This is a genomic window from Streptococcus suis YS161 (assembly GCF_002760245.1).
In the GTDB taxonomy this organism is placed as follows: Bacteria; Bacillota; Bacilli; order Lactobacillales; family Streptococcaceae; genus Streptococcus; species Streptococcus suis_I.
Genome location: NZ_ASCA01000076.1, coordinates 18,837 through 30,638, shown reverse-complemented (window position 1 = coordinate 30,638; position 11,802 = coordinate 18,837). Strand labels below are relative to the sequence as shown.

Here is an 11,802-nt window from a genome sequence, read left to right as displayed (position 1 = left end):
TTCTTTGGCACTTTGTAATTCTGCTAAAGCTGCTGCTTTACCTTGACTTGTTACTGGCACATTTCCTATTTCTGCTTTTCCTGTGTTTAACGCTTCTGTCAATGCGTCATTTGTTGTTGCGTTATTAATGTTATTAACAGCTGTGTCATATGCCGTATTAACTGCTTGTGTTGCTGCTGATTTTTCTTCATCTGTTAAGTTTGAATTTTCAATCGCTTGTAACTTAGCTTCTTTGGCGCTTTGTAATTCTGCTAAAGCTGCTGCTTTACCTTGACTTGTTACTGGCACATTTCCTATTTCTGTTTTTCCATTATTTAGTGCTTGGTTTAGTTCATCAGAAGTATTAGCTTGGTCGATTGCGCTATCGGCTGCTGCCTTCGCATTATTTACTTCATCTAACTTCTCTCTTTTCTCTTCTTCAGTGAGATTTGAGGCATTGATGGCATCACTCTTTTCCGTTGCCACTTTTTCAATTTCTGCTTTGGCATTGCTTCTAGCAGTATCCTGGTCTTCGTTGGTGAGAGTTGCGGATGAAACGGTAACTACGGTATCATCAAATGTTACAGTAGCTTCACCTGTATCGGATATGTCAATCGCTTTGATGGCTGGCGCAACCCCTGTACTTAAATCAGGGTTTGCATCTAATATATTTTTCTTGACCTGTTCTTTCTCGGAAGTTGTTAAATTTGCACTATCAAATACAGCTACCTTGTTTTGTGGATGCGCAAGATACAGTGCCTTATAGGTTGTGTCAGTTGTGATTTCACCACTCTTAGGTAATACTTCACCTGCATCTGTTTGCCAACGAACAAAGGTATGATTAGCTAACGTAGGACTTACAACCTTACTAGTAAATTGACTGTTATCATAACCAATACCTTGGAAATATGCAGCTACAGAACGTGAAGTGTATTGTCTATTCTCATAAGTCATTGAACCTTGTCCAGCATCAAACTTGATAAAAATCCATTTATCTTGCTCATCTGGACCATATAGTGCTAAATATTGTTCTTTAGTTCTACTACCAACTTCTTCAACTTCATAAACGACGTTTGGATACAATTTTGTATTAGTGACAACAGTGTCCTTATACTTTTCACGTGCAAAAGCATTATTTGGGTTATATGATTGTCCGTAATAGATATTCATAGCCCAACCAACAACCGTGTCGCCTGGAGCTGTTTTTACAGTCGGCCATTGCCAAGCAGGGTCCTTTAACAATGTTCCCCATGTCACATCATTTTTGACAAATACTTTTACCGAAGAAGTACCAGTTTGAATACCTAATGTGAAACCTTGAGTAAAATCATTTCCGTTGAATGATACAGTTACGTAACCCTGAGGTGCTGTTTCCGATGCAGAACTTGGGATTTTAATGATCGCTGTATATGTAGACTCAATAGCCGCTTTACCATTTGTAAGAGCCGATTCAACAGCCGAATCTGTTGTTGCTGCATCAATTGCGCTGTCTGCTACGGATTTGGCTTGGTCTAGTTCTGCCTGTTTCGCTTCTTTTTCTCCTCTGGTCAAGGATGAGTTAGCAATCTCATTTTGCTTAGCATTGTAGGCTGTTTCCAAATCTTGCTTAGCTTGAGTCTTCTTAGCACTTGTGCTTGTGTCGATTCCAGCAATGGCTGATTTGCCAGCTTCAAGTGCTGTGTTTAGTTCATCAGAAGTATTAGCTCGGTCAATTGCGCTATCGGCTGCTGCCTTCTTATTATCTACTTCCGCTAACTTAGCTCTTTTCTCTTCTTCAGTGAGAGCTGAGGCATTTATGGCATCACTCTTTTCCGTTGCCTCTTGTTCAATTTCTGCTTTGGCATTGCTTCTAGCAGTATCCTGGTCTTCGTTGATGAGAGTTGTGGATGAAACGGTAACTACTTTATCATCATCAAATGTTACAGTAGCTTCACCAGTATCGGATATCTCAATCGCTTTGATGACTTGCGCAACCCCTGTACTTAAATCAGGGTTTGCATCATATATCTTTTTCTTGACCTGTTCTTTCTCGGAATCTGTTAAATTTGTACGATCAAATACAGCTACCTTGTCTGTTGGATGTTCTAACCATACAGCAGTAAATTCAATCGTGTCAATTTGTCCCGAAGTAGGTATTCCTTCTCCTGTAGCTGTTTGCCAACGAACAAAAGTATAACCATCTCTGGATGGATCAACGATTTTTGAAGTTACTCGCTGATCACCCCATTGTACATGCTGATAAGCCACATAAAAAGCTTTTTTCGCTTTGCCGCCAACTGTACCACCATTAGCATCCAATGTAATTCCGTGGAATTGAGGAATTTGGAATGGTTTATATGCCCCCGAGTTCATGTATTCTTCAAATGTTTTTCCGTCTGTAACATCGCCAATAATGTAATCCACAATGGTATTAATCTGCCATCTGTCTACAATTGGAGTGTCTTTGAGAGCATCGAAATCAATCGGATATGCTACTTGGCCAACATTACTAGCATAACTTAAAATAAAATCGCCGTCCGCTACTGTATATTTAGGGATTCTAAATTGCGGGTCACTCATTAATGCTCCCCATGTAGTTCCAGTCTTAACCCAAAAAACAACTGTTTTAAAATTTCCATTTTGAATTTCACCAGGCTTGTTTTCAAAAGATAAATCCGATAATCCATTTGCAGGTTGAAACTCTACTTTCTGGTAACCAGCAGGTTGTGCTTGGTTATCTTGAGTCGGAAATTTGATAATTGGTTCATCTACAGTTGGGTTAGTTGTGCCATCGGATATCCCATCATTATTTCCAGGTACAATTTGCCCGTTTGAATCTCCATCCCCATTGACTCCTGTTTCAGCGCTTACAATCGTTCCTGTACCAAGAACCAAGGTCGTACCTAACAGAACACTTGCAGCACCAATATGATATTTACGGATAGAGAACCGCTGGCGCACTCCATACCAATCAAATGATTTCTTTTTCGAACGATTCATATCGTCACTCCTTTTGAATAAATATTACCAGAGAAAAAATGAAGCGTTCAAAAAATCAGTTTTCCCTAGTTTCAAGTCACCAAGACTCTGAGTTAATTATACCTCACCCCCCCCCCGATTTTCAAGTATTTTAGTGCATTTTTTTGTATCGTACGTTGTAAAGTCAAGTGCAACAAGTTCATTGATAACTAGAGTTCCAGAATCCAAGAAGAAGGTATCTATTTCGACATCACGATAAAAGCAAAATTACATGAACTCCTTTATCTGCATTTTAAACATCGCTATGTAAACAGACACTATTCTGATGATACCTACCAAAAATGCCAAAAACTCAAGGAATTGATCCGATTATCATTCACAAATTAATTGCAACTCACTTTAGAGATTAGTAATTTTAATACTCATTTAAAATCAAAATTAGCTATCTACTAATCAAATTGTATATAGAGAATTTCAATTTTGAAGTTTTCGAAATGAGATGGCTAGTCAAAATCTATGATTTCCAATCTGAGCTTAGATATTGAAATTTTACACATAGAAATTGACCTCAATATGCTATTTTTGATTTTTATTGAGTATTAGATATGTCCTGTTTTTAATTCACTAGACTATCCAATCTACAACAACTCATACTTTTAAAGTCAGAACACAAAAAATGACCCCGAAAGGTCATTTTTAGTTTCTATTTCGCTTCCAAATGCCAGATATCTTCATTGTACTGTTGAATCGTACGGTCAGATGAGAAGAAACCTGCTTTAGCGATGTTGACGATAACCTTATCCAACCAGCTGTCGCGGTCTTCATAGTCAGCCAACATTCTTTCCTTGGTTTCAATATAATCTTCCAAATCAAGCAAAGTCATGAAGTGGTCATTGTGCTTAAGGTTATCCTGTAAGCGCCAGAGGCGTTCATCGATACCACCAGCCTGACGAATGGTGTCAGAAGTGATGAAATCAATCAATGGCCGAATGGCTTCACGTTCGTAGAAGGCATATGGATGGTAGGTTCCATTTGCATAGTGGTCGATAACAGTCTGACTATCTTGACCGAAGATGTAGATATTTTCATCGCCGACCAATTCATGAATTTCCACGTTGGCACCGTCATCTGTACCAATAGTCAAGGCGCCGTTGAGCATGAATTTCATGTTACCAGTACCAGAAGCTTCTTTGGATGCAAGGGAAATTTGCTCTGAAATGTCTGCCGCCGGGATGATGAAGCTAGCTTCCGTTACGTTATAGTTTTCAATCATAACTAACTGCAAATGTGGTGCCACTTCTGGGTCATTTTTGATAACCTGTGACAAGACCAAAATCAGATGAATGATGTCTTGTGCTGTAGTATAAGCTGGTGCCGCTTTTCCACCAAAGAAGACAGTCAATGGACGCGCGGGGATATTCCCAGCCTTGATGTCCAAATACTTGTGAATGACATAAAGAACATTCATTTGTTGACGCTTGTATTCGTGCATACGCTTGATTTGCACGTCAAAGATGGACTCTGGATTAACTTCAACACCTTGAGTTTTAGCAATATGACGTTGTAATTTACGCTTGTTGTGTTGCTTGTTTTTTTCCAACCAAGATTTCAGTTCCTTATCATTCTTGTATTCTAAAAGTTTTTCCAACTCGCTAGCATCGTGATGATAGCCATGTCCAAGTAGGCCGTCCAGGTAGCTTGCCAAACTTGGATTAGCATGCATGAGCCAGCGACGGAAGGTAATCCCATTTGTCTTATTATTGAATTTTTCAGGATATAGCTCATAGAAAGCTTTCAACTCAGATGTTTTCAAAATCTCGGTATGGAGTGCCGCCACCCCATTGATAGAATAACCATAATGAATATCCATGTGGGCCATGTGAACACGGTCATGTTCATCGATGATATTGACAGCAGGATCATCCTTCACTTCTTTGGCACGGCGGTCTAATTCTACAATGAATGGAACCAAGTGAGGCACTACATGATTCAAGAAGTCAAGCGGCCATTTTTCAAGAGCTTCTGACAAGATGGTATGGTTGGTATAAGCAGTCATTTTCTTAACAATTTCAACTGCCTCATCAAATGAAATGCCACGAAGTTCCAACAAACGAATCAATTCTGGAATAACAAGTGATGGGTGAGTATCGTTGATTTGAACAACAGCATAATCAGGCAGGTCATGTAAGTTTGACCCCTTAGCAACTGCTTCATCAATCAAGAGTTGGGCAGCATTGGACACCATAAAATACTGCTGGAAGATGCGGAGAACTTTTCCTTCATCGGTCGAATCATCTGGATAGAGGAAGAGAGTCAAGTTTCGGAAAATGTCTTCCTTGTCAAACTCGATACCATCGTAGATGATATTATCATCAACTGAACCAAGGTCAAACAAGCGAAGACGATTCTTGCGTTCCATTTTATAACCAGGTACATCAATGTCATACAACTTAGATGTCAAGGTAAAGTTAGCAAATGGCACTTGGTAAGAAATCGGTGACTCTGTTAACCATGAACGTGGCGTAATCCACTCGTTTGGCACAGCTGACTGCTGATGGTATTCGAATAATTGTCTAAACAGTCCAAAGTGATAATTCAAGCCGACCCCATCACCGTTAAGACCTAGACTAGCAATTGAATCAAGGAAGCAGGCAGCCAAGCGCCCCAAACCTCCATTACCAAGAGACGGTTCAAGCTCCATGTCTTCAATAGCAATCAAATCCTTACCAGCCGCCACCAACTGGCTTTTAACCTCATCATAGACACCTAAGTTGATCAAGTTATTAGACAAGAGCTTACCAATTAAGAACTCTGCTGAAATATAGTAAACCTTTTTCTTCTGGTCATTTGTATACTTAGCTTCACTCTGCTGTTTTGTAAAAGCAAGCAAGGCGTAATAGAGCTCTTGGTCTGTACAATCTTCAATGCGTTTGGCATACATAGATTGAACAAAATTTTGTAAATTTATCATAAGGTTTCTCCTGTATATTAATGTAATCATTCAGAAAGATTTCGTTTTATCTTTGTAAACGTTTTCTTAATTATACCCTATTTATAAAAAAAAGACAAGCTATTATACAAAATTGCATAAATAGTTTGCCTATTTTTTTATTCTGCAATCAGAGTTTCCAAACCAACTTTCATCATATCCGTGAAAGTATTTTGACGCTCTTCTGCTGTGGTGTCTTCCTCTGGATTAACCAAGCTATCTGAAATCGTCATGATAGCCAGCGTTTGAACGCCAAACTTAGCACCTAGGTAATAAAGTGCAGCTGCTTCCATTTCTACAGCCTTGACACCTAGTTGACCTAATTCTAAGTTGCGACTAAACAATTTTGGAGAATAGAAACTATCTGATGATAAAACATTGCCAACATGCGTTGTTATATTGAGTTCTTTGGCGATATGATAAGCCTTATCTAAAAGATCAAAATCAGCGATTTGTGGCAAATCGTACTCTGGCCAGTCAATATTGATCATGCGAGAATTGGTCGCGGCTGCTTGCGCCAAAACCAATTCACGAACATGAACATCCTTGTTGAGCGAACCGGCAGTTCCTACACGGATTAGCTTTTTCACGCCATAGTCATTGATGAGTTCATGAGCATAAATTGAGATAGAAGGCATCCCCATACCTGTTCCCATGACAGATACGCGATGACCTTTGTAAGTACCTGTGTAGCCGAACATATTGCGGACTTCGTTGAAGCAAACGGCATCTTCAAGGAAGTTTTCAGCGATAAATTTAGCACGAAGCGGATCACCAGGAAGCAAAATCTTATCAGCGATTTCGCCTGGTTTTGCGGAAATATGGATAGACATGTAATGTACCTCTTTGTTCTATTTTCGAATGCTTACAACTCAGCCAAGATGGCTTTCACCAAGCCCTTGAAGTTGCCCTTGATTTGCTCGGTTACTTCTACAACTTCTTCGTGATTGAGTTCAGATTGGAAACCAGCCGCAAAGTTAGTGATAGCAGAAATTCCCAAGACTTTCATACCTGAGTGAGCTGCCACGATAACTTCTGGTACTGTTGACATACCGACTGCGTGGGCACCCATAGTCTTGAAGGCCAAGATTTCAGCAGGTGTTTCATAGGTAGGGCCAGTCACACCGAGATAGACACCATCGTCCAACTTGATACCCAATTTTTCCGCAACGGCATGGGCTTTTTCACGGTATTCTTTAGTGTAGGCATTTGACATATCTGGGAAACGTGGACCAAATTCTTCCAAGTTTTCGCCAATCAATGGATTTTGACCAGTCATGTTGATGTGGTCTGTAATGGCCATAAGGGTACCTGGACCGTAGCCGATACCACCTGCGGCATTAGTAACAATCACGCCTTCACAACCAAGAGCTTTCATGACACGGACTGGGAAAGTCACAACTTCCATTGGATTTCCTTCGTAGAAGTGGAAACGACCTTGAAGAGCTAAGACCTTACGTCCTGCCAAATCACCGTAAACCAACTTCCCAGCATGACCAACAACTGTTGATTTACCCCAGTTTGGAATGTCTGCATAGTCGATGACAATGGCATTTTCAACCTCTTGAGCCAATTCACCCAAGCCAGAACCCAAAATCAAACCAAATTCAGGTTTTACCAAACCTTTTTCTTCCAAGAACGTTTTTGTTTCATTGATTTTTGCAAGTAAACTCATATTTTCTCCTTTTATAAATAATCCGACCAGTCATATTCTGGCATTTTTTCTTTGATGATTTCAAGTGGACGACAGAGGAAGGCTGTCTGCTCTCGCTCGATAATGGGACGGTTGAGAAGAGCAGGCTCTTTAACTAAACGCTCTAAGATTTCTTCTTCTGACAAGGCTAGTCGTTCTTCTTCCTTCAATCGAATGACTGCTGAAGGTTGACTGCCCATTTTTTCCAAGAGAGCTGTCAATTCAGCTCCCCTTAATGGCGTTTCCAAATAATTAACCCACTTGACTTCCATATCCTGACTGGACAGCAATATTCTTAATTTTTTACACTTGCTACAGTCGGGATTGATATAGACCGTTAGCTTCTCCATTAAACTAGTTTCTCCAAGAAGCTTTCGCCAATCATGGCTGTGTCCACTCCGAAGTTTTCCGCAACGGTTGCTGAAATGTCCGCAAAATGACCAACTGGCAAGACACCGCTACCTTTGAAAGCCTTGCTGTATGCTAAGAGTGGCACATATTCGCGTGTGTGATCTGTTCCAGCATAGGATGGATCATTGCCGTGGTCTGCAGTAATCAAGAGCAGGTCATCTTCACGCATATTGTCAATAATCTCTGGAATACGTGCATCAAACTCTTGCAAACAATCGCGGTAGCCTTCGATATTGCGACGGTGACCATACACAGCATCAAAGTCAACTAAGTTTGTGAAGGAGAAACCTTCCTCGAAGTCTGATAACTTCAGAGTATCAATCAACACATCGACACCGTGCATGTTGGACTTGGTGTGACCCATATCATTTGTAATACCTGAACCATTGAAAATATCACTGATTTTACCAACTGAGTAGGTTGGTACACCTGCATCTGCTAGTTTGTTGAGTACTGTTTCTTCAAACGGTGATACTGCATAGTCATGACGATTTGCAGTCCGTGAGAAATTGCCTGGCTCACCGACGTATGGACGGGCAATAATCCGACCAAGAAGAGCTGGACGTTCAAGGGTAATGGAACGAGCGTATTCACAGATACGGTACAATTCATCAAGTGGAATAATATCTTCGTGGGCTGCAATCTGTAGCACAGGGTCTGCGGAAGTATAGACGATTAACTCCCCTGTTTCCATTTGGCGAGGGCCAAAGTCATCAATGACAGCTGTACCTGAATACGGCTTGTTTGCTTCGCGGATGATTTTACGACCTGAGAATTCTTCGATTTTTGTCAAAATCTCTTCAGGGAAACCATCCCAGAATGTATCAAATGGCTCAGTAATATTGAGACCCATAATTTCCCAGTGTCCAGTCATGGTATCCTTGCCGAGCGATACTTCTTCCAACTTGGTCACGTAACCAATTGGATGGCTTTCAGCAGGAACCGTCGCAAGCGCTGTATCTCGAGGGATATTTCCAAGACCAATCTTGGTCATATTAGGCACCTCAAGCCCAGCTTTTTCAGAAATGTGGCCGAGAGTGTCAGATTCTGTATCTGCTACACCCGCATTGAAAAATTTATCTGAGTCTGGTGCTGCGCCGATTCCAACAGAATCCATAACCACCAGGTGAATGCGTTTAAATTTAGACATAAGAACTCCTTTTCTAAGAACTTGTATTTACAAGCGGGGTGCTGAGTTGTGAATACAAGGTTCCATTGTTCGTGTTTTCATTATACCATAAAAAAGCCTCTCATTGTACCAAAATGAGAAGCGGTTTCAATTTATTTCTTTTCGATGATGTTCGGTCCTTTTGGTGTACCGACAATGACCTTGGAAATCAATCCAATAAAGAGACCGTGTTCTACAACACCGACGGTCCGATCCAATTCTTCCGCCAATGCATATGTGTCTTCTATTCTGCGCAAATCAAGGTCAATGATAAAGTTCTGCATATCCGTGATATGTTTTTCTCCATTACGCATACGAAAACTTGGACGATACCCTTTTTTCTCAAATAGTCGGAAAAGATTTTCCGCACCGTACTGTACAACTTCCACCGGCAACTTGAAGGCTCCTAGGGTTTGAACCACCTTAGACTCATCGACAATCCAGATGCAGTCCTTACTATTGACTGCAACTACCTTCTCCATGAGCAGTGCAGCACCGCCACCCTTTATACCATTGAAGGCACCATCCACCTCATCTGCTCCATCCACCGTTAAGTCCACATATTCGACTTCGTCGATATTTTTTAGGGGAATCCCAAGGGACGCAGCATGTTCTGCCGTAGCATGAGAGGTCGTTACGCCTGTGATCTGTAGTCCTTCTTCTGCAACCCGGCGGCCAATCTCCTGCACGAAATAGTAGGCAGTCGAGCCAGTTCCCAGCCCAACAATCATCCCGTCCGTCACAAATTCCGCCGCCTTAATCCCAACCTGCTCTTTTAGGTTTGTCATCTTTGTCTCCTTTGAAGTAAAACGATTACATATAGTATAGCATGGAAAAGGGAGGGGGACAAGGGGAAATAGAAAGTCAAAGAATAATATTAGTTAATCTTCACTAAATTTTTGTATTTACTCAAATGTTTTTATCACTAATTAGTGGACATAGGAAAGATTATCAGAACAAACTATATTTCCATTTTACCACACTTAAATAATCAAACTACAATATTTTAATAAAGTAATTCTCAAAGTTACCATAAATATATTTACATTCCCATCCCTCATCTGTGCTTTTTTTATCATTCCATGATACACTAATAGATAAGACGATTTTAGAAAGAAAGATATATGATTACAAAGGAATTCGATACAATAACAGCCATTTCCACTCCTCTCGGTGAGGGGGCTATAGGGATTGTCCGCCTGTCTGGGACGGATGCATTTGCCATTGCCAGCAAGGTTTTCAAGGGCAAGGATTTGGCGACTGTTCCTAGCCACAGCCTCAACTACGGCCACATTATTGACCCTGCGACAGGGCAAGTGCTGGACGAAGTCATGGTTGGAGCCATGCGTTCTCCAAAGACCTTCACCCGCGAAGATGTCATTGAGATAAACACCCATGGAGGCATCGCCGTTACCAACGAAATTCTCCAGCTCCTGATTCGCCAAGGGGCTCGAATGGCTGAGCCAGGCGAGTTTACCAAGCGGGCCTTTCTCAACGGCCGTGTGGATTTGACCCAGGCCGAAGCCGTCATGGATGTCATCCGTGCCAAGACCGACAAAGCCATGCACAATGCCGTCCGCCAGCTTGACGGCTCCCTCTCCCAGCTCATCAACGACACCCGCCAGGAAATTCTCAACACGCTGGCACAGGTCGAGGTTAACATCGACTACCCTGAGTACGACGACGTCGAGGAGGCGACGACAGAGCTGGTTCGTGAGAAGACCCTCCAGTTCCAAGCCCTTTTGGAGAATCTCCTCCGCACTGCCCGCCGTGGAAAAATCCTGCGTGAAGGCATCGCAACTGCCATTATCGGTCGTCCAAATGTGGGAAAATCCAGCCTGCTCAACAATCTTCTCCGCGAGGAAAAAGCCATCGTTACAGACATCGCTGGAACAACACGCGACGTTATCGAAGAATACGTCAACATCAAAGGCGTCCCCCTCAAGCTGATTGATACAGCAGGTATCCGTGAAACAGACGACATCGTTGAAAAAATCGGTGTGGAACGGTCTAAAAAAGCTCTTGAGGAGGCCGACCTGATCCTGCTGGTCCTCAACGCATCCGAACACCTGACCGAGCAAGACCGCAATCTCCTAGCTATTTCAGATTTGACAAACCGTATCGTCCTACTCAATAAGACCGACCTGGAAGAGAAGATTGAAGCCGACCAACTGCCTGAGGATGTCATCCGCATTTCCGTCTTGAAAAACCAGAACATCGACCAGATTGAAGAAAAAATCAACCAGCTCTTCTTTGAAAATGCAGGTTTGGTCGAGCAAGATGCCACCTACCTCTCCAATTCTCGCCATATTTCCCTCATTGAACAAGCCGTCCAAAGCCTACAAGCGGTCAACGACGGACTGGAAATGGGCATGCCTGTCGACTTATTACAGGTTGACCTGACACGCTGTTGGCAGATTTTGGGAGAAATCACAGGCGATGCCGCTCCAGATGAACTCATCACCCAACTCTTTAGCCAATTCTGTCTTGGAAAATAAGAACAAAAGTCATGTAAGGATCTTGCATGACTTCATTTGTATATTAACACATAATTCCTTGTCTAAGATGACAAATTTTGATATACTAAATAATGAAAGGAGGCAT

At 41.8% G+C, this 11,802-nt stretch carries 8 protein-coding genes and 1 pseudogene; 2 read left to right on the top strand and 7 right to left on the bottom strand.

The window, feature by feature from the left end:
* Positions 1–2,958: DUF1542 domain-containing protein (locus tag SST111_RS09870; RefSeq protein WP_142350759.1), on the bottom strand; the 2,958-nt coding region annotated here is incomplete at its 3' end.
* A 213-nt stretch (positions 2,959–3,171) separates the two neighbouring features.
* On the opposite strand from SST111_RS09870, the pseudogene SST111_RS12485 reads away from it, so the two are divergent.
* A pseudogene (locus tag SST111_RS12485) lies at positions 3,172–3,303 on the top strand (AraC family transcriptional regulator); the annotation flags it as partial.
* Positions 3,304–3,640: 337 nt separating this feature from the next.
* Here the strand turns inward: SST111_RS12485 and glgP are convergent.
* The 6 genes from glgP to rpiA all read right to left on the bottom strand — a co-directional run bounded on the left by glgP (position 3,641) and on the right by rpiA (position 9,986).
* Positions 3,641–5,908 carry a glycogen/starch/alpha-glucan family phosphorylase gene (glgP, locus tag SST111_RS09860; RefSeq protein ID WP_099811066.1) on the bottom strand — a complete coding sequence of 756 codons (2,268 nt, stop codon included), beginning with the start codon at positions 5,906–5,908 and terminating at the stop codon, positions 3,641–3,643.
* 137 nt (positions 5,909–6,045) lie between these two features.
* Positions 6,046–6,759, bottom strand: a complete 714-nt coding sequence (gene deoD / locus SST111_RS09855) for a purine-nucleoside phosphorylase (protein ID WP_099811063.1) — start codon at positions 6,757–6,759, stop codon at positions 6,046–6,048.
* Between the two features lie 32 nt (positions 6,760–6,791).
* Entirely contained in the window at positions 6,792–7,601 is an 810-nt protein-coding gene (locus SST111_RS09850) for a purine-nucleoside phosphorylase (protein WP_002935585.1), read from the bottom strand.
* An 11-nt stretch (positions 7,602–7,612) separates the two neighbouring features.
* Positions 7,613–7,969: an arsenate reductase family protein gene (locus tag SST111_RS09845; protein WP_099811061.1), complete on the bottom strand. Its 357-nt coding sequence runs from the start codon at positions 7,967–7,969 to the stop codon at positions 7,613–7,615.
* Positions 7,969–9,180 (bottom strand): phosphopentomutase, encoded by a 1,212-nt coding sequence (locus tag SST111_RS09840; RefSeq protein ID WP_099811059.1) that lies wholly within the window; start codon positions 9,178–9,180, stop codon positions 7,969–7,971. The genes SST111_RS09845 and SST111_RS09840 overlap by 1 nt, the downstream gene beginning before the upstream one ends.
* Before the next feature lie 131 nt (positions 9,181–9,311).
* The gene (gene rpiA / locus SST111_RS09835) at positions 9,312–9,986 is read right to left on the bottom strand and encodes a ribose-5-phosphate isomerase RpiA (protein ID WP_099811057.1); all 675 of its coding nucleotides are present in this window, start codon (positions 9,984–9,986) and stop codon (positions 9,312–9,314) included.
* Positions 9,987–10,322: 336 nt separating this feature from the next.
* On the opposite strand from rpiA, the gene mnmE reads away from it, so the two are divergent.
* Entirely contained in the window at positions 10,323–11,696 is a 1,374-nt protein-coding gene (gene mnmE, locus SST111_RS09830; RefSeq protein ID WP_099811055.1) for a tRNA uridine-5-carboxymethylaminomethyl(34) synthesis GTPase MnmE, read from the top strand.
* Positions 11,697–11,802: the final 106 nt, after the last annotated feature.